Annotated in this window: 20 protein-coding genes; 17 read left to right on the forward strand and 3 right to left on the reverse strand. The window is 73.8% G+C overall.

Translation table 11 applies throughout. The features are described from left to right. The first annotated feature begins 1 nt into the window (after window position 1). Both alc and ACFC0Z_RS16405 read left to right on the forward strand, forming a co-directional pair. The gene (gene alc, locus ACFC0Z_RS16400; RefSeq protein ID WP_376437795.1) at window positions 2-1,117 is read left to right on the forward strand and encodes an allantoicase; all 1,116 of its coding nucleotides are present in this window, start codon (window positions 2-4) and stop codon (window positions 1,115-1,117) included. A 195-nt stretch (window positions 1,118-1,312) separates the two neighbouring features. After that, the gene (locus tag ACFC0Z_RS16405) at window positions 1,313-2,242 is read left to right on the forward strand and encodes a DMT family transporter (RefSeq protein WP_376437798.1); all 930 of its coding nucleotides are present in this window, start codon (window positions 1,313-1,315) and stop codon (window positions 2,240-2,242) included. Window positions 2,243-2,246: 4 nt separating this feature from the next. Here the strand turns inward: ACFC0Z_RS16405 and ACFC0Z_RS16410 are convergent, their stop codons facing one another. After that, on the reverse strand, window positions 2,247-3,194 hold the full coding sequence (locus ACFC0Z_RS16410; RefSeq protein WP_376437801.1) for a LysR substrate-binding domain-containing protein: 948 nt from the start codon (window positions 3,192-3,194) through the stop codon (window positions 2,247-2,249). A gap of 177 nt (window positions 3,195-3,371) precedes the next feature. Here ACFC0Z_RS16410 and ACFC0Z_RS16415 point away from each other — a divergent pair, with 177 nt between their 5' ends. The 12 genes from ACFC0Z_RS16415 to ACFC0Z_RS16470 all read left to right on the forward strand — a co-directional run bounded on the left by ACFC0Z_RS16415 (window position 3,372) and on the right by ACFC0Z_RS16470 (window position 16,124). Next, window positions 3,372-4,787, forward strand: a complete 1,416-nt coding sequence (locus ACFC0Z_RS16415; protein ID WP_376437803.1) for a 2-hydroxymuconic semialdehyde dehydrogenase — start codon at window positions 3,372-3,374, stop codon at window positions 4,785-4,787. A gap of 47 nt (window positions 4,788-4,834) precedes the next feature. Next, window positions 4,835-5,629, forward strand: coding sequence for a 2-keto-4-pentenoate hydratase (locus tag ACFC0Z_RS16420; protein ID WP_376438006.1), 795 nt, complete (start codon window positions 4,835-4,837; stop codon window positions 5,627-5,629). After that, the gene (locus tag ACFC0Z_RS16425; RefSeq protein WP_376437806.1) at window positions 5,626-6,396 is read left to right on the forward strand and encodes a 2-keto-4-pentenoate hydratase; all 771 of its coding nucleotides are present in this window, start codon (window positions 5,626-5,628) and stop codon (window positions 6,394-6,396) included. The genes ACFC0Z_RS16420 and ACFC0Z_RS16425 overlap by 4 nt, the downstream gene beginning before the upstream one ends. Continuing rightward, complete coding sequence (locus ACFC0Z_RS16430; protein WP_376437808.1) at window positions 6,393-6,836, forward strand: RidA family protein; 444 nt, start codon at window positions 6,393-6,395, stop codon at window positions 6,834-6,836. Before ACFC0Z_RS16425 ends, ACFC0Z_RS16430 begins: the two co-directional genes overlap by 4 nt. Continuing rightward, the gene (locus tag ACFC0Z_RS16435; protein WP_376437811.1) at window positions 6,833-7,405 is read left to right on the forward strand and encodes a 3-hydroxyanthranilate 3,4-dioxygenase; all 573 of its coding nucleotides are present in this window, start codon (window positions 6,833-6,835) and stop codon (window positions 7,403-7,405) included. The genes ACFC0Z_RS16430 and ACFC0Z_RS16435 overlap by 4 nt, the downstream gene beginning before the upstream one ends. Next, entirely contained in the window at window positions 7,402-8,448 is a 1,047-nt protein-coding gene (locus ACFC0Z_RS16440; protein ID WP_376437814.1) for an amidohydrolase family protein, read from the forward strand. The genes ACFC0Z_RS16435 and ACFC0Z_RS16440 overlap by 4 nt, the downstream gene beginning before the upstream one ends. Further along, on the forward strand, window positions 8,445-9,377 hold the full coding sequence (locus ACFC0Z_RS16445) for an acetaldehyde dehydrogenase (acetylating) (RefSeq protein ID WP_376437816.1): 933 nt from the start codon (window positions 8,445-8,447) through the stop codon (window positions 9,375-9,377). The genes ACFC0Z_RS16440 and ACFC0Z_RS16445 overlap by 4 nt, the downstream gene beginning before the upstream one ends. Beyond that, on the forward strand, window positions 9,374-10,402 hold the full coding sequence (dmpG, locus tag ACFC0Z_RS16450) for a 4-hydroxy-2-oxovalerate aldolase (RefSeq protein WP_376437818.1): 1,029 nt from the start codon (window positions 9,374-9,376) through the stop codon (window positions 10,400-10,402). Before ACFC0Z_RS16445 ends, dmpG begins: the two co-directional genes overlap by 4 nt. Before the next feature lie 5 nt (window positions 10,403-10,407). Then, window positions 10,408-11,703: a kynureninase gene (gene kynU, locus ACFC0Z_RS16455; RefSeq protein ID WP_376437821.1), complete on the forward strand. Its 1,296-nt coding sequence runs from the start codon at window positions 10,408-10,410 to the stop codon at window positions 11,701-11,703. Window positions 11,704-11,758: 55 nt separating this feature from the next. Further along, on the forward strand, window positions 11,759-13,525 hold the full coding sequence (locus tag ACFC0Z_RS16460) for a hypothetical protein (protein WP_376437823.1): 1,767 nt from the start codon (window positions 11,759-11,761) through the stop codon (window positions 13,523-13,525). A gap of 36 nt (window positions 13,526-13,561) precedes the next feature. Next, the gene (locus ACFC0Z_RS16465) at window positions 13,562-14,983 is read left to right on the forward strand and encodes an amino acid permease (RefSeq protein WP_376437826.1); all 1,422 of its coding nucleotides are present in this window, start codon (window positions 13,562-13,564) and stop codon (window positions 14,981-14,983) included. 238 nt (window positions 14,984-15,221) lie between these two features. Continuing rightward, entirely contained in the window at window positions 15,222-16,124 is a 903-nt protein-coding gene (locus ACFC0Z_RS16470) for an NAD-dependent protein deacetylase (protein WP_376437828.1), read from the forward strand. On the opposite strand, the gene ACFC0Z_RS16475 is transcribed toward ACFC0Z_RS16470, so the two are convergent. Further along, complete coding sequence (locus ACFC0Z_RS16475) at window positions 16,093-16,317, reverse strand: hypothetical protein (protein WP_376437831.1); 225 nt, start codon at window positions 16,315-16,317, stop codon at window positions 16,093-16,095. The two genes, ACFC0Z_RS16470 and ACFC0Z_RS16475, sit on opposite strands and share 32 nt — an antisense overlap. A gap of 146 nt (window positions 16,318-16,463) precedes the next feature. Between ACFC0Z_RS16475 and ACFC0Z_RS16480 the strand changes: the two genes are divergently transcribed. From ACFC0Z_RS16480 to ACFC0Z_RS16490, 3 genes are read left to right on the forward strand one after another with little or no spacing between them, the layout of a single operon-like run. Beyond that, window positions 16,464-17,693: a sensor histidine kinase gene (locus ACFC0Z_RS16480; protein ID WP_376437834.1), complete on the forward strand. Its 1,230-nt coding sequence runs from the start codon at window positions 16,464-16,466 to the stop codon at window positions 17,691-17,693. Then, window positions 17,690-18,373 carry a response regulator gene (locus ACFC0Z_RS16485; RefSeq protein ID WP_376437837.1) on the forward strand — a complete coding sequence of 228 codons (684 nt, stop codon included), beginning with the start codon at window positions 17,690-17,692 and terminating at the stop codon, window positions 18,371-18,373. Before ACFC0Z_RS16480 ends, ACFC0Z_RS16485 begins: the two co-directional genes overlap by 4 nt. A 17-nt stretch (window positions 18,374-18,390) precedes the next feature. Continuing rightward, window positions 18,391-19,569, forward strand: a complete 1,179-nt coding sequence (locus ACFC0Z_RS16490; protein WP_376437840.1) for a cytochrome P450 — start codon at window positions 18,391-18,393, stop codon at window positions 19,567-19,569. 14 nt (window positions 19,570-19,583) lie between these two features. Here ACFC0Z_RS16490 and ACFC0Z_RS16495 read toward each other — a convergent pair whose 3' ends face one another. Then, window positions 19,584-20,579 carry a Gfo/Idh/MocA family oxidoreductase gene (locus ACFC0Z_RS16495; RefSeq protein WP_376437843.1) on the reverse strand — a complete coding sequence of 332 codons (996 nt, stop codon included), beginning with the start codon at window positions 20,577-20,579 and terminating at the stop codon, window positions 19,584-19,586. Between the last annotated feature and the right edge of the window lie 108 nt (window positions 20,580-20,687).

Here is a 20,687-nt window from a genome sequence, read left to right on the forward strand (position 1 = left end):
CGTGTCGTCCCTCCCCAGCTTCACCGGTGACGCCAGCCCCTACGGCGGCGGCGACCCGTACGCCGACTACCGGACGGCCGACTTCCCCTTCACCCAGTACGCCGACCTCGCCGACCGCCGCCTCGGCGCGGGCGTGATCGCCGCCAACGACGAGTTCTTCGCCGAGCGCGAGAACCTCCTCAAGCCCGAGGCCGCCGAGTTCGACCCCGAGCACTTCGGCCACAAGGGCAAGATCATGGACGGCTGGGAGACCCGCCGCCGCCGCGGCGTCTCCGCCCAGCAGCCGCACCCCACCGAGGACGACCACGACTGGGCGCTCGTCCGCCTCGGCGCCCCCGGCGTGGTCCGCGGCATCGTCGTCGACACCGCCCACTTCCGCGGCAACTACCCGCAGGCCGTCTCCGTCGAGGCCACCTCCGTCGCCGGCTCGCCCTCGCCCGAGGAGCTCCTCGCCGACGACGTGAAGTGGACGACCCTCGTCCCGCGCACCGCCGTCGGCGGCCACGCCGCCAACGGCTTCGCCGTCGACGTCGAGCAGCGCTTCACGCACCTGCGCGTCAACCAGCACCCGGACGGCGGCATCGCCCGCCTCCGCGTGTACGGCGAGGTCGCCCCCGACCCGCGCTGGCTCGGCGTCCTCGGCACCTTCGACCTCGCCGCCCTGGAGAACGGCGGCCAGGTCGAGGACGCCTCGGACCGCTTCTACTCCCCGGCCACCAACACCATCCAGCCGGGCCGCTCCCGCAAGATGGACGACGGCTGGGAGACCCGCCGCCGCCGCGACAAGGGCAACGACTGGATCCGGTACGCGCTCGTCGCCGAGTCCGAGATCCGCGCCGTCGAGATCGACACCGCCTACCTCAAGGGCAACAGCGCCGGCTGGGCCGCGCTGTCGATCGCGGCCGAGGGCTCCGAGGACTGGACCGAGATCCTGCCCCGGACCCGCCTCCAGCCCGACACCAACCACCGGTTCGTCCTCGACGCCCCGGCGGTCGGCTCCCGGATCCGGATCGACATCTACCCCGACGGCGGCATCTCCCGCCTCCGCCTCTTCGGCTCCCTCACGGAGGCCGGCACGGCACGGCTGACCGCCCGCCACCAGGAGCTCGGCGGCTGAGCCGGCACCTCCCCTGAACTGGGCGGGCACGACACCCCGCCCGGCCCGCGAGGGCGCACCGGCCGACAGCAACGGTGCGCCCTCGCGTCCCCCTTTTTTTGGTGTAGCCACCACGGGCCCGGCCCGCTACCGTGATCGTTCCGAGTGAGAGCCGCCGAAGTCTCCACCCCACCCAGAGAGTTGGAGACACGGCCCGTGTCAGCCTCACCGACGTTCGCCGCACCCCTGCCCCTCGGCGCCCCGCGCCGCGCCTGGCTCACCGACCTGCCCGTTCTGCTCGTCGCCGTCGTCTGGGGCGCCAGCTACCTCGCGGCCAAGGGCATCACCACCGCCCACACCGTCATCGCGGTCCTCGTGCTGCGCTTCGCCCTCGTGCTGCCCGTCCTCGTCGTCGCCGGGTGGAGCAGGCTCCGCGCGCTGAGCGCGGCCCAGTGGCGCGGGGCCGCCACGCTCGGGCTGATCCTGAGCGGGATCTTCCTCCTGGAGACGTACGGCGTCGTCCACACCTCCGCCACCAACGCGGGCCTGATCATCAGCCTCACCATGATCCTCACCCCGCTCGCCGAGGCCGCCGTCACCCGCGTCAGGCCGCCCCGCGCCTTCCTCGCCGCCGCCGGGCTCTCCGTCGCGGGCGTCGTCCTCCTCACCCAGGGCGGCGGGTTCACGGCCCCGTCCCTCGGCGACCTGCTGATGCTGCTCGCCGCCCTCGCCCGTACCGTCCACGTCCTGGCCATGTCCCGGATCAAGGCGGTCGAGTCGGCCGACTCGCTCTCCCTCACCACCGTCCAGCTCGGCTCGGCCGTCGCCGTGTTCGCCGTCATCGCCGCCTTCCCCGGCACCGGCGCCTCGCCCTGGGCCGTCGCGCTCGACTTCGGCCCGGGCGAGTGGGCCGGCCTGCTCTTCCTCTCCGTCTTCTGCACGCTCTTCGCCTTCTTCGTGCAGATGTGGGCCGTCCGCCGCAGCTCCCCGTCCCGGGTCAGCCTCCTCCTCGGTACGGAGCCGCTCTGGGCCGCCGCCGTCGGCATCGCCCTGGCGGGCGACCGCCCCGGCGTCCTGGGGCTGGTCGGCGCGGTCCTCGTCCTCGCCGGTACGGGCTGGGGGCGCCGGGCGGCCGACGGGGCCTGACCGGTCAGTTCTCCGCCGGGAGCCCGCCGAGGGACTCGCGCAGGACGGCCGCCTCCTCGTCGAGGTGGTGGAGCAGCGCCTGGAGGGCCGGGCTGCGGGTGCGGTGGGCGACCTCGGTGGTGCCCACGGTGCGCCCCACCGAGGGGAGTTCGACGGGGAGGGCGGCGAGCTGTTCGTCCTCGCGGAGGACCAGTTCGGGGAGGAGGGCGACCATGTCGGTCTGCAGGAGCAGGGCCCGCATGGTGAGGATGGACGTGCACTCGACCCGGTCGGCGGGGAGCGCGAGCCCCCGGTCGGCGAAGAGCGCGCCGAGTTCCTGGCGCAGCGCGGTCTGTTCGACGGGCAGGATCCACGGATGGCCGAGGGTGTCCGTGAGGGTGACGCCGGGCGCGTCGAGCAGGGGATGGCCGGAGCGGACGGCGAGCCGGATGCGCTCGCGGTAGAGGCGGTGCTGGCGGAGCACGTCGCCTTCCTTCGGGGCGGGGCCCACCCGGCCGACGATGACGTCGAGTTCGCCCGCGAGGAGCGCCGGGTGCAGGACGTCCGGGGTGCCCTCGCGGACGACGACCGTGAGCCGGGGCCGTTCCCGTTTCAGCCGGGCGACGGCCCGGGGCAGCAGGACGTTGGTGCCGGCGAGGAGCGTGCCGACGGTGACCGTGCCCTCCCGGCCCTGACGGAGCCCGGTGAGGTGTTCGGCGGCGCGCCGCATCTCGGCGAGGACGGCGCGGGCGTGTTCCGTGAGGGCCTGGCCGTAGAGCGTGGGCCGCATGCCGCGCGGGACGCGGACGAAGAGCGGCAGGTCGGCGATGACTTCCAGCTCGCGCAGGGTGCGCGTGGCGGCGGGCTGGGTCAGGTGGAGGCTCTCGGCGGCCCTCGCCACGCTGCCGTGGTCGACGATCGCGACGAGCAGGGTCAGGTGACGGAACTTCAGCCGGCCGTCCAGCAGGTCCATCGGCGGGGGCTCCTCGCGACTGGGACGGCTCGCATACCGAAGTCGGTATGCGAGTGATGGCTTTTGGCATTGGTTCGGCATAGCTCGATGGGCGCATGATACCGGCACACGCCGGGACAACTGATCCGAAGACCCCGGCCTGGCAACGCAACGGAGGTCTGCAAGGTGCGCTCACCTGTGCGGCATTACGTAGGGGGCGGGTTCGACGCCTCGGGCACGCCGTTCCCGCTCGTCGACCCGGTTCGGGGCATCGCCGTCGGCGAGGCGCCCGAGGCCCCCCGCGAGCTGGTCGACCGCGCGGTGGACGCGGCGCGGGCCGCCCTGCGCGGGCCCTGGGCCTCCTGGGGCCCGGCCGAGCGCGCCCGGCTGCTGCACCGGATCGCCGACGGCATCGAGGCGCGGTTCGAGGAGTTCGTCGACGCCGAGTGCGCCGACACGGGCAAGCCCCGGGAGCTGGCCTCGACGGTCGACATCCCCCGCGCCGTCGCCAACTTCCGCTCGTACGCGGACCTCCTCGTCGGCCGTGCCGAGCGGTCCTGGAACACCCCCACCCCGGACGGCCGCGGCGCCCTCAACTACACGGTGCACAAGCCGCTCGGCGTGGTCGCGGTGATCTCGCCGTGGAACCTGCCGCTGCTCCTGCTCACCTGGAAGGTGGCCCCGGCGCTCGCGACGGGCAACACCGTGGTCGCCAAGCCCTCCGAACTCACCCCGGGCACGGCCTGTCTGCTCGCGGAGGTGATGGCCGACGCGGAGCTTCCGCCGGGCGTCTTCAACCTCGTGCACGGAGGCGGCGGGGGCGCCGCCGGACAGTGGCTGACCGAGCATCCGGGCGTGGACGCCATCGCGTTCACCGGCGAGTCGCGCACCGGTTCCACGATCATGCGGGCCGCCGCCGGACGGCTGGCCCCCGTCTCCTTCGAGCTGGGCGGCAAGAACGCCGGCCTCGTCTTCGCCGACGCGGACCTGGAGCGGGCCGTCGAGGGCACCCTCCGCTCGGCGTTCACCCACAGCGGGCAGGTCTGCCTGTGCACCGAGCGGGTGTACGTGGAACGGCCGGTGTTCGACAGGTTCGCCGAGGCGCTGGCGGCCGGGGCGCGCGAGCTGACCGGATACGGCCCGATGGTCTCCGCCGCCCACCGGGACAAGGTGCTCGGCTACCTCGGCAAGGCGGCGGCCGACGGCCGGGTCCTGGCCGGCGGCGGGGTGCCCTCGTTCGGGGACGAGCGGGACGGCGGGTTCTGGGTGGAGCCGACCGTGCTGACCGGACTGCCCGAGGACCACCCGGCGGTACGGGAGGAGATCTTCGGGCCCGTCGTCCACCTGGCGCCGTTCGACACCGAGGAGGAGGCCCTGTCGCTCGCCAACGCCGGACCGTACGGGCTCGCCGCCACGGTCTGGACGGGCGACGTGAGCCGGGCGCACCGGGTCGCCCCGGCCCTCGACGTCGGCATCGCCTGGGTCAACACCTGGAACCTGCGGGACCTGCGCACCCCCTTCGGCGGCGTGAAGGCCTCCGGCATCGGCCGCGAGGGCGGCGACCACTCCCTCGACTTCTTCTCCGAACCGATGAATGTGTGCGTGAAACTGTGAGCGAGATCGTCACCAGCGAGACCGTCACGAGCGCGGTCGACCGGACGGTGGCCCTGGCCGCCGAACGCCTCGGCACCGCGCGCCGGACGGGCGTGCCGTGCGCCCCGGTCCGCGACCTGCTGCCGCCCGGGGACCTGGACGCCGCCTACGCCGTCCAGAGCATCCTGAACGACCGGCTGATCGCCGAAGGACGCCGGATCACCGGCTGGAAGATCGGGCTGACCTCACCCGCGGTGCAGGCGCAACTCGGCGTCGACACGCCGGACTTCGGCGCCCTGTTCGACGACACGGCCGTCCCGGACGGTGCCGAGATCCCCTGGGGGACGGTGCTCCAGCCCCGGGCCGAGGCCGAGGTCGCCCTCGTCCTCGGCCGGGACCTCACGCACGAGCGGCACACCGTCGCCGACGTGATCCGGGCGACGGACTTCGCGCTGCCCGCCGTCGAGGTGGTCGGCAGCCGGATCCGCGACTGGGACATCACGGCCGTGGACACCGTCGCCGACAACGCCTCCAGCGGCGTGTATGTCCTCGGCACCCGGCCCGTACTCCTGCGGGAACTCGACCTGAGGACCGCCGGGATGGTCCTCGAACGACGCGGCGAGCCGGTCTCCACCGGGGCGGGCGCCGCCTGCCTGGGCCATCCGCTCCACGCGGCCGTCTGGCTCGCGGACACGCTGGCACGGCTCGGCCGCCCGCTGCGCGCCGGGGACACCGTCCTCACGGGGGCGCTCGGACCGATGACGGCCGTCGCGCCCGGCGACGTCCTCGAAGCCCGCATCGACGGTCTCGGTTCGGTCCGCGCGGCCTTCGGCCGCCCCGCCACGGAAGGAGACGCCCGATGAACACCGGCACACTGGCCGACGCCCTCGACATCGCGGCACAAGGCGGCCGTCCGCTGGCCGGCGGCCGCAGCGGGCTGACGGACACGACTCAGGCGTACGAGGTCCAGGAGGCCCTGGTCGCGCGGCGGCTGGCCCGGGGGGAGCGGCTCACCGGCTTCAAGCTGGGCTTCACGAGCGTGGCGAAGATGCGGCAGATGGGGGTCTCCGACCTGATCCACGGACGCCTGACGGACCGGATGGAGGTCCCGGACGGGGGCCGGCTCGACGTCTCCGGGCTGATCCACCCCCGGGTGGAGCCCGAGGTGGCGTTCCTGCTCGGCGGGACGCTGCTGCCGGGCGGGGACCCGATGGCGGCGGTCGCCGCCATCGCCCCGGCCCTGGAGGTCATCGACTCCCGCTACGACGGCTTCCGTTTCTCGCTGCCGGAGGTCATCGCCGACAACACCTCGGCGGCGCACTACGCCGTGGGTGCCTGGCGGGCCCCGCGCGACCTGTCCGGCCTCGGGGTCCTCCTGGAGCTCGACGGGCGTCCCGTGGAGACCGGGTCGACCTCCGCGATCCTCGGGCACCCGCTGCGCGCGCTGGCCGCCGCCGCCCGGCTCGGCGGTCCGCTGGAGCCCGGCACGGTGATCCTCGCGGGCGCGGCGACGGCCGCCGTGCCGCTGCCGCCGGAGACGTACGTGCGGGCCACGGTCGCCGGACTCGGCACGGTCGCCTTCACGACGGAACCGGCCGAAGCCGCGCGGACCACGAGGGGGGACGCGTGATCGTGCCCGGTGCCGCGCCGCCGCGCGGCCGCTTCCCGCACATCCGGCGCGCCGGTGACTTCGTGTACGTCTCCGGCACCAGCTCCCGCCGGCCCGACGGGACCTTCGTGGGGGCGAGCGCCGACCCGATGGGGGTCACGGACCTCGACATCCGCGCCCAGACCCGCGCCGTGATCGAGACCGTCGGCCGCCTCCTCGCCGCCGCCGGCGGCGGCCTGGAGGACCTGGTCTCCGTGACGACGTACCTGGTCAGCATGAACGACTTCGGCGGCTACAACGAGGTCTACGCCGAGTACTTCGACGAGACCGGACCGACCCGCACCACGGTCGCCGTCCACCAGCTGCCCCACCCGCACCTGCTGATCGAGATCAGCGCCGTCGCCCACATCCCGCAGGGCATTCCGCAGCACATTCCGCAGGACAAGGAACCATCCCGATGACCATGAAACCCTTCAACCTCCAGGCCTGGATCGAGGAGCACCACCACCTGCTGAAGCCGCCGGTCGGCAACGTCCAGATCTGGCAGGACGCCGATCTGATGGTGACGGTCGTCGGCGGCCCCAACCGGCGCACCGACTTCCACGACGACCCGATCGAGGAGTTCTTCTACCAGCTCAAGGGCGACATGGTGCTCCGCGTCATGGACGAGGAGGGCCGGCCGCCGCGCGACATCCACATCCGCGAGGGCGATGTCTTCCTGCTCCCGCCGCACGTGCGGCACTCCCCGCAGCGGCCGGAGGAGGACAGCGTCGGCCTGGTCGTCGAGTTCGCCCGGCCGCGGGGGCAGCGCGACGCCTTCGAGTGGTACTGCGTGGAGTGCCACCACCTGGTGCACCGCAGCGAGGTCCAGCTCACCTCGATCGTCGACGACCTGCCGCCGGTGTTCGAGGCGTTCTACGGCGACGAGACCGCCCGCACCTGCCGGAACTGCGCCGCCGTGCACCCGGGCAAGGACTGGCCCGAGGCGCTCCGTCCGCGCACCCGCCGCGACGAGGAGGACCCGGCGTGACCGTCGTCGACATCCACGCGCACGTCTTCCCGGAGATCGGCCGCGCCGAGGCCGAGCGCCTCACCGGCTCCGAGGACGCCCCCTGGCTGCGGACCACGGACGGCCCGGACGCCGGGATGATGATGGCCGGTTCCACCGAGTACCGGCCGGTCCGGCGCACCCTGTGGGACCCGGCGGAACGCGTCGCCGACCTGGACCGGCTCGGCGTGGACGTCCAGGTGCTGTCCAGCACGCCCCTGCTCTTCGGCTACCACCTGGAGGCCGGACGGGCCGCCGACTGGTGCCGTACCGTCAACTCCCACCTCCTCGCGTACGGTGCCCACGCCCCGCACCGCCTGGCCCCCTTGTGCCAGGTGCCGCTCCAGGACACCGAAGCGGCCTGCGCGATGGTCACCGAGGCCATGGCGCAGGGCTTCCACGGCGTCCACATCGGCAACCACCTCGGCGACCGCGACCTCGACCACGGGGCGCTCGTCGAGTTCCTCGCCCACTGCGCCGAGGAGGACGCGGCCGTCCTGGTCCACCCCTGGGACCTGCCGTCCGGCCCCCGCTACTCCCGCTACATGCTGGCCTGGCTCGCGGGCATGGCGGGCGAGACCCATCTGACCATCCTCTCGCTGATCCTCTCCGGCGCCTTCGAACGGCTCCCGGCCTCCCTGCGGCTGCTCTTCGCGCACGGCGGCGGCAGCTTCCCGTACCTCCTGGGCCGGGCCGACAACGCCTGGCACCGCCGCGACCTGGTCCGCGCGGACAGCCCGCACCCGCCCTCTCACTACACCGACCGCTTCTCCGTCGACTCGGCCGTCTTCGACCCCGGCGCGCTGCGCCTGCTCGTGGACGTGATGGGTGCGGAGCGGGTCCTCCTCGGCTCCGACCACCCGTTCCCGCTCGGCGAGGAGGAGATCGGCCGGCTCGTCCGCGAGAGCGGCCTCACCCCGGCGGAACGGGACGCCGTCCTCGGCGGAAACGCCGTCCGCTTCTTCGGCCTCACCCCCGCACGAGTCCCCGCGGGAGCCCCCGCAGTGAAGGAGGCCGTCCGATGAGGGCCGCCGTGATCGGGTCGGGCAACATCGGCACCGACCTCCTCGTCAAGATGATCCGGGGCTCGGGGACGGTCACCGCCGCCGCGATGATCGGCATCGACCCGGAGTCCGACGGACTCGCCCGGGCCCGCCGACTGGGCGTCACGACCAGCTCCGACGGCGTCGAAGGGCTCATCGCCCTCGACGAGTTCGACTCCCTCGACCTCGTCTTCGACGCCACGTCCGCCGCCGCCCACCACCGCAACGCCGCCGCGCTCGCCCCGTACGGCAAGCGGATCGTCGACCTGACCCCGGCGGCCATCGGCCCGTACGTGGTCCCGCCCGTCAACCTCGACGAGCACCTCGACGCCCCCAACCTCAACATGGTCACCTGCGGCGGCCAGGCCACGGTCCCGATCGTCGCCGCCGTCTCGGCGGTGACCCCCGTGCACTACGCGGAGATCGTCGCCTCGATCGCCTCGCGGTCGGCGGGCCCCGGCACCCGCGCCAACATCGACGAGTTCACCGAGACCACCTCCCGCGCGCTGGAACAGGTCGGCGGCGCGGCCCGGGGCAAGGCGATCATCGTCCTCAACCCGGCCGAGCCCGCCCTGCTCATGCGGGACACCGTCCACTGCCTCGTCGACGACTGCGACACCGACCGCGTGGCCGACTCCGTGCGCGCGATGGCCGACTCCGTCGCCGCGTACGTCCCCGGCTACCGGCTCAAGCAGGAACCGCAGTTCCGCCGGATCACCGAGGACGACCCGCTCGCCCGGCTGGCCGGCGGCGCCCCGCCCACCGGCGGCGCGCGGCTCCTCGTCTCCGTCTACCTGGAGGTGGAGGGCGCCGCCCACTACCTCCCGGCCTACGCCGGAAACCTCGACATCATGACCTCCGCCGCGCTGCGCACCGCCGAGCGCCTGGCCGAACGGAGCCCGGTCCGATGACCTCGGTCTACGTCCAGGACGTCACCCTGCGCGACGGCATGCACGCCGTCTCGCACCGCTACACCCTCGACCAGGTCAGGGCCATCGCCGCCGCCCTGGAGGCCGCGGGCGTCGACGCCGTCGAGGTCGCCCACGGCGACGGCCTCTCCGGCTCCTCCGTCACCTACGGACCCGGCGCGCACACCGACTGGGAGTGGCTGGAGGCGGCGGCCGAGGTGCTCGACCGCGCCCGGCTCACCACGCTGCTGCTCCCCGGGGTCGGCACGGCGGAGGACCTCCGCCGCGCGCACTCCCTCGGCGTCACCTCCGTACGGGTCGCGACGCACTGCACCGAGGCGGACATCGCCGCCCAGCACATCGGCCTGGCCCGGGACCTGGGCATGGACGTGTCGGGCTTCCTGATGATGTCCCACATGGCCCCGCCGGCCGAACTGGCCGCCCAGGCCCGGCTCATGGAGTCGTACGGCGCGCACTGCGTGTACGTCACCGACTCGGGCGGCCGGCTGACCATGGACGGCGTACGGGACCGGGTCCGCGCCTACCGCGACGTGCTCGACCCGGCCACCGAGATCGGCATCCACGCCCACCACAACCTCGGCCTCGGCGTCGCCAACAGCATCACCGCCGTGGAGGCGGGCGCCCACCGCGTCGACGCCTCGCTCGCGGGCCAGGGGGCCGGAGCGGGCAACGCCCCGCTCGAACCGACGGTCGCCGTCTTCGACCTCCTCGGCTGGGAGCACGGCTGCTCGCTCTTCCCGCTGATGGACGCCGCCGAGGAACTCGTACGGCCCACCCAGGACCGGCCCGTGCGGGTCGACCGGGAGACGCTCACCCTCGGCTACGCGGGCGTGTACTCCAGCTTCCTGCGGCACGCGGAGACCACCGCCCTGCGCCACGGCCTCGACACCCGCGACCTGCTGGTCGAGGCCGGCCGGCGACGCCTCGTGGGCGGACAGGAGGACCTGCTCGCGGACATCGCGCTGGACCTCGCCGCCGCATCCCCCATCGACGTCACGACGGAGTGACCGCCATGCAGACCGACACCACCGGCACCACTGACACCACCGGCACCACCACGACCACGACGGCGGATCTCGCCGACCGCGCCGCCGCGCTCGACGCCGCGGACGCCCTCGCCCACGTCCGGGACCGCTTCCTCCTCCCCGAGGGAGTCGTCTACCTCGACGGGAACTCCCTCGGCGTCCTGCCCGCCGCCGTGCCCGCCGCGGTGGAGGACGCGGTGCACCGCCAGTGGGGGACCGACCTCATCCGTTCCTGGAACGCGAACGGCTGGTGGGAGGCGCCCCTGCGGACCGGCGACGCCATCGGCCGGCTCGTCGGCGCCGCCCCCGGCCAGGTGATCGCCGGGGACTCCACCAGCGTCCAGCTCTTCAACACCCTGCTCGCCGCCGCCCGGCTGCGCCCCGGCCGCCGCCTGCTCCTGACCGACCCCGACCACTTCCCCACCGACCAGTACATCGCGGACTCGGTGGGCCGGCTGCTCGGGCTCGACGTCCGCCGGGTGCCGGCCCGCGAGGCCGCCGCCGTGCTGGCCGCCGAGGGCGCGGACGTCGCCGTCGCCGCGTACGCCCCGGTGGACTACCGCACCGGCGAGCTGTACGACATGGCCGCGCTCACGGCCGCCGCGCACGCGGCCGGGGCCCTGGTCCACTGGGACCTGTGCCACGCGGCGGGCGCCCTGCCCGTGCGACTGGACGCGATCGAGGCCGACTTCGCGATCGGCTGCGGCTACAAGTACCTGTCCGGCGGACCGGGCGCGCCCGCGTTCGCGTACGTCGCCCACCGCCACCAGGCCGAGTTCGACCACCCGCTGACCGGCTGGCACGGGCACGCGGAGCCGTTCGCCATGTCCGGCACGTACGCCCCGGCACCCGGGGTCGCCCGCGCCCGGATCGGCACGCCCCCGCTCCTCTCGCTCATCGCCCTGGAGGCCGCCCTGACGGCGTACGAGGGCGTGGACATGGAGGCCCTGCGGGCCAAGAGCCTCTCCCTGACCGGCTTCTTCCAGGAGTGCGCGGACTCCCTCCTCGACGGCCTGGACTTCACCATGGCCACCCCGCGCGACCCCGGCCGCCGGGGCAGCCAGGTCGCCCTGCGGCACCCGGAGGCGTACCCCCTGATCGCCGCGCTCACCGCGCGGGGCGTCATCGGGGACATGCGCGCCCCCGACCTGCTGCGCTTCGGCTTCAACGGCCTGTACCTCACCCACGCGGACGTCCTGCGCGCGGTGTCCGAGCTGCGGTCCGTCGTGACCTCCGGCGCCCACCTGGCCGCCGAGTACCAGCAGCGCCCGACGGTCACCTGATCCCTCTCACCCGTCTCTCACCCGTCTCTCACCGCCGAGAACCCCGAGGACCCCCATGAGATCACTCCGTACGAAGGCGGCCCTGGCCACGGCCGTCGCCGCCGCCACCGCCGCGACCCTCCTCGTGCCCGGCAGCTCCGGCGCCACGACCGCCGCCGGCGCCACCGACCCGGACATCCCCGAGGTCTGCGCCGACCGCCGCCCCGGCCAGGCCGACCCCGGCGCGTACGGCATGCAGCTGGACGGGACCTTCCGGCACCCCGCCCTCACCCCGGTCGACGAGGAGCACGAGCACACCTTCCCCGGCCGCAACGCGGAGTACGACACCCGCTCGTACATCAAGAACATGAAGGTCGAAGCCGCCTACGAGGGGCCGGACTTCACCCCCGACTACTTCCACACCTGGCAGAACATCGTCGACTTCGACGGCCGCCGGTACATGTTCCAGTACGACCGCTCCGAGGGCCGTGTCTACGACATCACCGACGTGAAGAAGGTGCGGGTCGTCGAGCGGGTGAGCCGCGAGGACGTGGACGGCGACGAGACGAAGGCCAACGGGGACTGGGCGGCGAACGACTACTGGGGCGCCTCCACCATCCAGTGGAACAAGAAGCTCGGCGCGTACGTCATGGTCCAGAGCTTCGAGAACAAGCGGCAGATCCACGAGCTCACCGACGACCCGGCGGAGGACAAGTACGCCAACCCGGAGGGCGTCCGGAAGCTGCGCGAGAAGCCGGGGCTGAAGGGCTTCAAGGTCTTCCGGCTCGACGGGCCGCTGAAGAAGGACTGGAAGCTGCTCGCCACGGTCTCCACCGACTCCACGCAGAAGGACCCGCTGCGCAGCGACCCGAACGCGGCGCAGCAGGGCTCCGGATCGCTCGACACCCCGTACTGGACGGGCGACCGGTACATGTTCGTCGCGACGGCGCCGGACGACACGTACTCCCGCACCGAGTACCCGACCAACCTGCACTCGGCCGGCTACCAGTCCTGGGACATGGCCGACCCGGCCCACCCGAAGCTGCTCGACACCTGGCACCTGCCGGGGCAGCGGACCGGCGAGGACGCGGCGTACCGCAAGAACCCGCGCTGCGGCAACCGCACGAGCTGGATGGGCGCGCGCATGCCGCTGTTCGTGCCCAAGCCCGTGGAGAAGGGCGGGCGTTACGCCTTCGCCGCGATGGGCGGCTACGGCCTGACCGTGCTCGACATCTCGGACCCGGCGAACCTGCGGACCGTCTCCCACCTGGACCTGCCGCCGTCCGTCGCCGGCACCGAGGGCGACAACATCGACGTCTCGCAGTACGAGCGGACCGGGATCATCTACTACTCGGGCTACCCGCTCACCGAGGACTGTTACGAGCCGTACAAGGACGTCTACCAGATCGACGCCAAGGACCCGAGGAACCCGCGCGTCGTCGGCGCCCTGCCCCGCCCGGTCCCGCCGAAGGCGTCCGGCATCACGGACTTCTGCCAGCGGCGCGGCAGCTTCGGCCCCAAGCGCACCGGCTCCTACACGAACCCGGGCCGGCACACCCCCGGAGTGCTCGGCTACGGCTTCTACAACGCGGGCGTGCAGTTCTTCGACGTCTCGGACCCCGCCGAGCCGGAGATCGAGGCCTACTTCGTCCCGAAGGCGTACGGCCCCGGGACCCCGGACTACGCCTACGGCAACCAGACCCACGGCGTGTACGTGGAGTGGGACCGGAACATCGCCTGGGTGCTGACCAACCACGGCATCTACGCGCTGTCCTCGCCGAAGGTCCTGGGCAAGCCCGATCTCGACCGCCCGGCCGAGCCGTTCCGCAACAGCGAGTTCTGACCGTCCCCCTCCCCGTACCCGTAAGGACACCCAGGCATGGCCACTCAGGAAAGACCCGCCCCGGCCTCCGCATCCGAGACCCGGGAGAGCGGCCTCGTCCGCTCCCTGACCCACCGCCAGACCACGATGATCGGCCTGGGCTCCGCCCTCGGCACCGGTCTGTTCCTCGGCTCCGGCACGGCGATATCCATCGCCGGACCGGCCGTGATCGTCTCGTACGCGATCGGGGCGGTGCTGGTCGCGATCATCGCGGTGCTGCTCGGCGAGATGTCCGCCGCCCACCCCGTCCAGGGATCGTTCGGCGCCATCGCGCACAAGTACCTCGGGCCGTGGGCCGGGTTCGTCACCCGCTGGATGTACTGGTTCAGCGCCGTCGTGGTCATCGGCACCGAGGTCGTCGCCTCCGCGCTCTACATCCGGTGGTGGTGGCCGGAGGTGCCGATGCTGGCGGCGATCCTCGTCATCGCCGCCGTGGTCCTCGCGGTGAACGTCATCAACGTGAAGTCCTTCGGGACCACCGAGTTCTGGCTCTCCACGATCAAGGTGACCGCGCTCTGCGCCTTCATCCTCTGCGCGGCGCTGCTGGTCTTCTTCGGCCTGCCGGGCACGGAGGCCACCGGCCTCGCCCACCTCACCGACGACGGCGGGTTCATGCCCCACGGCGTCGAGTCCGTCTGGATCGCGATGTCGGTGGTGATGTTCTCCTACGCCGGCTTCGAGGTCGTCGCCATCGCCTCGGCCGAGGCCACCGACCCGCAGCGCTCCATCAGGACCGCGATGCGCCAGCTCGCCTGGCGGCTCAGCGTCTTCTACGTCCTCGCCATCACCCTGGTCGTGGCGCTGATCCCGTGGCGGCAGCTCGCCGACAGCGACGGCAGCGTCGAGGCGAGCCCGTTCGTGCGGGTCTTCTCCGAGGTCGGCGTGCCGGCGGCGGCGACCCTCACCAACCTCGTGGTGCTCATCGCGGCGATCTCCGCCGCCAACGCCCACCTGTACGGCGCCTCCCGGCTCCTGCACTCGCTCGGTGACGACGGCCTCGCCCCGGCGCCGACGGCCCGGCTCACCGCACGGGGCGTCCCCGCGTGGGCGCTGGCCGCCTCCACCCTGGGCATCGCGGCGGCGGCGCTGCTCGCCTTCTACGAGGTCGGCGGGATCTTCTCCATCCTGATGTCGATCGCCCTCTTCGCGGTGCTGCTCGTGTGGCTCCTGATCCTCGCCTCGTACGTGGCCTTCCGCCGCCACCGGGACGCGCATCCGACGGAGTTCACGGGCTTCAGCGTCCGGGGCGGCGGCAAGCTCGCGTGGGTGGCCGGGGCCGGGGTGCTGGTCGTCGGCGCCACCGCCGTCGAGGTCCCGGACATGCGGCAGGCGGCGGGCATCGGCCTGGCGTTCACCGCCGTGCTCCTGGTCTGTTACGCGCTGACGGCACTGCGCCGCAGGACGACGCGCGAGGACTGATCGGGAGGTCTGATCGGGAGGTCTGATCGCGAGGACCGAGGAGAACCCGCCGGAGGGGGCCGGCGGCAGGGGGACGGCGGCGCCGCGCCACGGCCGAGGGTCCGTGGCGCGGCGCCGTCGTGTGCCCGTGCGGCGTCTCCGGGCCCGGCGCCGTCGCGCGCCCGGGGTGTCGCGCGCCCGGGGCGCCGTGTGACCTGGACCTCGGCGTTCCCGCCCCCGTATCCGTACCCTGGGGCGCATGCGCATGCGTCCCACGCTCACCTGGACACCGCCCGCCGGTCTGCCGCCGGGCACCACGGACCCCCGCCCGGTCGCGGACGCGCTGGGCCGGGGCGGGGTGCTGGTGCTGAGCGGGGCGGGGATCTCCACGGAGTCGGGGATCCCCGACTACCGGGGCGAGGGAGGCAGCCTCAGCCGGCACACCCCGATGACCTACCAGGACTTCCTCGCCGCCCCGCAGGCCCGCCGCCGGTACTGGGCGCGCAGCCACCTCGGCCTGCGGACCTTCGGCCGGGCCCGGCCCAACGCCGGGCACCGGGCCGTCGCCGCGTTCGGCCGCCACGGCCTCCTCTCGGGCGTGATCACGCAGAACGTGGACGGCCTGCATCAGGCCGCGGGCAGCGAGGGGGTCGTGGAGCTGCACGGCGGCCTGGACCGGGTCGTGTGCCTCGGGTGCGGTGCCCGCACCGCGCGCCACGAGCTGACCGCCCGGCTTGAGCAGGCCAACCCCGGCTTCGACCCGGTCGGGGCCGGGATCAACCCCGACGGCGACGCCGACCTCACCGACGAACAGGTCGCGGACTTCCGGGTGCTGCCCTGCGTGGAGTGCGGCGGCGTCCTCAAGCCCGACGTGGTGTTCTTCGGCGAGAACGTCCCTCCGGAACGCGTCGAGCACTGCCGCCGCCTGGTCCGCGAGGCCGCCTCGGTGCTGGTCCTCGGCTCCTCCCTGACCGTGATGTCGGGGCTCCGCTTCGTCCGGCAGGCCGCCGACGAGGGGAAGCCGGTCGTGATCGTCAACCGGGACCCGACGCGCGGGGACGCGCACGCGGTCACCCGGGTCGCGCTGCCCCTGGGGGAGACGCTCACCGGGGTGGCGGAGCTGCTCGGCGTCACCGGGACTTCGGAATCCGGCCCGACATGACCACCAGCACCACGCCGAGCGCGGCGATCACGAGGTTGACGTAGACCTCCCGGCCCTCCATGAAGGCCACGTTCTCGGTCAGGTAGCGGGTCAGGCCCATCAGCTTGAACCACCCGTCGGTGAGCTCGCGGATCACCCCGCAGACCCCGAACAGGGCGAGCAGGGCACCGGCGGTCTCCAGGAATCGCTTCATGTCCCGATCATGATCGGGAGGCGGCCCGCACCGCGTCCGACTCCGGTCCACGCCGACCCCCTACCGAAGTATCGACCGCCGCGACTTCGGTAGCGCGGGGCCCGCCGTTCACCCGTCCGGGGCGCCCGGCTGCGTACATTGCCGCTATGACCCGTACGGAACGACAGAGGTGGCTCCACCCCTCCCACCTGGTCGAACCGGGCGAGAGCGGCGCGGCCCGGCCCCGCCGAACCGTCCGCGACTGGATCGTCGACACCACGCTCTTCCTCCTCGCGGCGCTCGTCGGGCTCGCCGCCGCCGACACCTCCGCGAAGTACTCCAGCGAGCCCGTCGTCCTCTTCGACCAGCTCGTCGGAGCGGCCGCCTGCTGCGCCCTGTGGCTGCGCCGCCGGTGGCCCGTGGGCCTGTCGGTCGGGCTCTCGCTGGTCAGCGTCGTCGCCCCGGTCGCCGGCGGCGCCGTGCTCGCGAGCCTCTTCAGCGTCGCCGTCCGCCGGCCCTTCCGCGAGGTCGCCTGGCTGGGGGCGCTCGCCGCCGCGGCCTCCACCGTCCAGGTCTTCCTCCGCCCGGACCCCGAGCTCAACCCCGGGGTGTCGATCGGCCTCGGCTTCGTCTTCATCCTCCTCGTCACCGCCTGGGGCATGCTCGTCCGCTCCCGGCGCCGGCTCGTCGAGGCCCTCCGCGAGCGGGCCCTGCGCGCCGAGGCCGAGGCCGAGCTGCGGGCCGCGGAGGCCCAGCGGCTCGCCCGCGAGGCCATCGCCCGCGAGATGCACGACGTCCTCGCCCACCGCCTCACCCTGCTCAGCGTTCACGCGGGCGCCCTGGAGTTCCGCCCCGACGCCCCGCCCGAGCAGATCGCCCGCGCGGCGGGAGTCATCCGCGACAGCGCCCACGAGGCGCTCCAGGACCTCCGCGAGATCATCGGGGTCCTGCGCACACCCGGCGAGAACGGCGCGTACGGGGAGGGCGAGCGGCCGCAGCCGACCCTCGCCACGCTCGAAGCGCTCGTCGCCGAGTCGCGCGCGGCCGGTACGGACGTCGACCTGCTGCTCGACGTCGACACGGCCGGGGACGCGCCCGCCGTCCCCGCCTCCACCGGCCGCACCGCCTACCGCATCGCCCAGGAGGCCCTGACCAACTGCCGCAAGCACGCCCCGGGCACCAAGGTCACCGTGACCGTCAGCGGCCGGCCGGGCCGGGGCCTCGACGTCACGGTCACCAACCCCGCGCCCGCCGGCCCCGTCCCGCACGTGCCCGGATCGGGCCAGGGCCTCATCGGACTCACCGAGCGCGCGACCCTCGCCGGCGGCCGTCTCGAACACGGCCCGGCCCCCGACGGCGGGTTCTCCGTGCACGCCTGGCTACCGTGGTCCTCATGACCATCCGGCTGCTCCTCGTCGACGACGACCCCCTGGTCCGCGCGGGCCTCACCTTCATGCTCGGCGCCGCCGACGATCTGGAGATCGTCGGCGAGGGCGCCGACGGCCGCGAGGTCCCCGCCCTCGTCGAGCGGCTCGTCCCGGACGTCGTCCTCATGGACATCCGCATGCCGTACGTGGACGGGATCACCGCCACCGAACGCCTCCGCGCGCTCCCCGGCGCCCCCGAGGTCGTCGTCCTCACCACCTTCCACGCCGACGAGCAGGTGCTGCGCGCCCTCCGGGCGGGCGCCGCCGGATTCCTCCTCAAGGACACCCCGCCCGTCGAGATCCTCGCCGCCGTCCGCCGGATCGCCGCCGGGGACCCGGTGCTCTCCCCGGCCGTCACCCGCCAGCTGATGACCCACGTCGCGGGGGAGCCGGACCGGCCGGACCGGGCGGAGGGGTCCCGCCGCGCCGTCGCCGCCGAGCGCCTCGCCGAACTCGCCGGGCGCGAAAGGGAGGTGGCCGTCGCCGTCGGCAAGGGCCAGGCCAACGCCGAGATCGCCGCCGAGCTCTACATGAGCGTCCCCACCGTCAAGACCCATGTCTCCCGGATCCTCGCCAAGCTCGGTCTCAACAACCGCGTCCAGATCGCGCTCCTCGTCCACGACGCGGGCGCCCTGGACGAAAAGGAGTAAGCCGATAGTCTGACGAGATGTCCGTCATCGAACTGGGGGAGTACGGCGCGGACTTCACCGCGAACCCGTACCCCTACTACGCCAAGCTCCGGGCCGCCGGGCCCGTCCACGAGGTCCGCACTCCCGACGGCTTCCAGTTCTGGCTGGTCGTCGGCCACGAGGAGGGGCGCGCCGCGCTCGCCGACCCCCGGCTCGCCAAGTCGCCCTCCGTCGTCGGCGTACGGCCGCCGGAGGAGGACATCATCGGCGTCCACCTCCTCGGCGCCGACGCGCCCGACCACACCCGTCTGCGCCGTCTGGTCACCGGCGTCTTCACCGGCCGCCGCGTCGAGGGCCTCCGCCCCCGGATCGAGCGGCTCACCCACGAGCTGGCCGACGCCATGGAGCCGGCCGGCCGCGCCGACCTCGTCGACGCCTACGCCTTCCCGCTGCCGATCACCGTCATCTGCGAACTCCTCGGCGTCCCCGTCGAGGACCGCGACTCCTTCCGCGCCTGGTCGAGCGAGCTCGTGGCCCCCTCCGACGAGCGCGGACTCGTCGGCGCGCTCGAAGGCTTCGCCGGCTACCTGGACGAGCTCATCGAGGACAAGCGGGCCGCGGGCCCCTCCGACGACCTGCTCTCCGGGCTCCTCGCCGCCCGCGCCGAGGACGGCGACCGGCTCTCCGGGCCCGAGCTGCGCGCCATGGCCTATCTGCTGCTCGTCGCCGGACACGAGACGACCGTCAACCTCGTCTCCAACACCGTCCGCAACCTGCTGACCCACCCGGACCAGCTCGCCGCCCTGCGCGCCGACCCCGCGCTCCTCGACGGCGCGATCGAGGAGTCCCTGCGCTACGACGGGCCGGTGGAGACCGCCACCATCCGCTTCACCCGCGAGCCCGTCGTCCTCGGCGGCACCGAGATACCCGCGCTGCAGAACGTCCTCGTGGGGCTCGGCGCGCTCGACCGCGACCCGGGCCGCTTCCCCGACCCCGACCGCTTCGACATCCGCCGCGACACCAGGGGCCACCTGGCCTTCGGCCACGGCCTGCACTACTGCCTCGGCGCCCCGCTCGCCCGGCTGGAGGGCCGGATCGCGCTCCGCACCCTCCTGGACCGCTTCCCCCGGCTGGACCTCGACCGGGACGGCGACCCGTGGGAGTGGGTCCCGGGGCTGCTCATCCGGGGGGTCCGCCGCCTCCCGGTCCGGTGGTGACGGGCGCCCGGAACTCAGGCGGCGGCCACCTCCACCGGCCTCCGCTCCCGCCGCGAGCGCTCGCACGCCTCCGCGACCCGCAGCGCCGCCAGGGCCTCCCGCCCGTCGCACGGGTTCGGCGCCCCGTCCCGTACGAGCCGGACGAAGGCGTCGAGCTCCGCCTCGTACGCCGGGGCGAACCGCTCCAGGAACCCCGCCCACGGCTTGCCAGGGGCGGGCGGCCCCATCGGCTCCACCGAGGCCAGCGGCGTACGGTCGTCCAGGCCCACCGCGATCTGGTCGAGCTCCCCGGCCAGCTCCATCCGCACGTCGTACCCGGCGCCGTTGCACCGGGTCCCCGTCACCGTGACGAGCGTCCCGTCGTCCAGGGTGAGCAGCGCGGCGGCCGTGTCGACGTCGCCCGCCTCGCGGAACATCGCCGGTCCCGCGTCCGAGCCCGTCGCGTACACCTCGACGACCTCCCGGCCCGTCACCCACCGCACGATGTCGAAGTCGTGCACCAGACAGTCCCGGAAGAGCCCGCCGGAGAGCGGCAGGTACGCGGCGGGCGGCGGCTCCGGGTCGGAGGTCGCCGCCCGTACGGTGTGCAGCCGGCCGAGCCGGCCCGAGCGCACGGCCTCCCGCGCGGCCCCGTACCCGGCGTCGAACCGGCGCATGAACCCGATCTGGAGCTCGGTCCCCGCCTCCGCCACCGCGTCGAGCGCCGCCAGGGTCCCCGGCACGTCCAGGGCGATCGGCTTCTCGCAGAAGACCGGCAGGCCCGCCCGCGCGGACCGGGCGATCAGCTCCGCGTGCGCGGCCGTCGCCGAGGCGATCACCACCGCGTCGAGGGCGTGGTCCAGGAGCGCCGCCACGTCCGGCGCGGCCTCCGCCCCGAGCGCCCCCGCGACCCCGGCCGCCCGCGTCGGGTCGGCGTCCGCCACGACGAGCGAGGCGACCTCCGGATGGCGGGCCAGGACCCCCGCGTGGAAACTCCCGATCCGTCCCGTACCGATCAGTCCGATGCGCATGGCCCCACCGTGAAGCGGCCCGATGCCCCTGTCAAGGACGGCTCGGGACACCCACCCGGACCCGACCCGGACACCGCGGGCAGGCCCCCTGACGAACACGGAGACCCC

The sequence above is a fragment of the Streptomyces sp. NPDC056144 genome, assembly GCF_042264145.1.
Taxonomy (GTDB): Bacteria; Actinomycetota; Actinomycetes; order Streptomycetales; family Streptomycetaceae; genus Streptomyces.

Bases quoted from the DNA above. Each gene is read 5' to 3' on its own strand.
- ACFC0Z_RS16410 (WP_376437801.1), bottom strand. From the start codon at position 3,194: ATGGACCTGCTGGACGGCCGGCTGAAGTTCCGTCACCTGACCCTGCTC.
- ACFC0Z_RS16425 (WP_376437806.1), top strand. From the start codon at position 5,626: ATGAACACCGGCACACTGGCCGACGCCCTCGACATCGCGGCACAAGGC.
- ACFC0Z_RS16435 (WP_376437811.1), top strand. From the start codon at position 6,833: ATGACCATGAAACCCTTCAACCTCCAGGCCTGGATCGAGGAGCACCAC.
- ACFC0Z_RS16445 (WP_376437816.1), top strand. From the start codon at position 8,445: ATGAGGGCCGCCGTGATCGGGTCGGGCAACATCGGCACCGACCTCCTC.
- dmpG (WP_376437818.1), top strand. From the start codon at position 9,374: ATGACCTCGGTCTACGTCCAGGACGTCACCCTGCGCGACGGCATGCAC.
- kynU (WP_376437821.1), top strand. From the start codon at position 10,408: ATGCAGACCGACACCACCGGCACCACTGACACCACCGGCACCACCACG.
- ACFC0Z_RS16460 (WP_376437823.1), top strand. From the start codon at position 11,759: ATGAGATCACTCCGTACGAAGGCGGCCCTGGCCACGGCCGTCGCCGCC.
- ACFC0Z_RS16465 (WP_376437826.1), top strand. From the start codon at position 13,562: ATGGCCACTCAGGAAAGACCCGCCCCGGCCTCCGCATCCGAGACCCGG.
- ACFC0Z_RS16470 (WP_376437828.1), top strand. From the start codon at position 15,222: ATGCGCATGCGTCCCACGCTCACCTGGACACCGCCCGCCGGTCTGCCG.
- ACFC0Z_RS16475 (WP_376437831.1), bottom strand. From the start codon at position 16,317: ATGAAGCGATTCCTGGAGACCGCCGGTGCCCTGCTCGCCCTGTTCGGG.
- ACFC0Z_RS16480 (WP_376437834.1), top strand. From the start codon at position 16,464: ATGACCCGTACGGAACGACAGAGGTGGCTCCACCCCTCCCACCTGGTC.
- ACFC0Z_RS16485 (WP_376437837.1), top strand. From the start codon at position 17,690: ATGACCATCCGGCTGCTCCTCGTCGACGACGACCCCCTGGTCCGCGCG.
- ACFC0Z_RS16490 (WP_376437840.1), top strand. From the start codon at position 18,391: ATGTCCGTCATCGAACTGGGGGAGTACGGCGCGGACTTCACCGCGAAC.
- ACFC0Z_RS16495 (WP_376437843.1), bottom strand. From the start codon at position 20,579: ATGCGCATCGGACTGATCGGTACGGGACGGATCGGGAGTTTCCACGCG.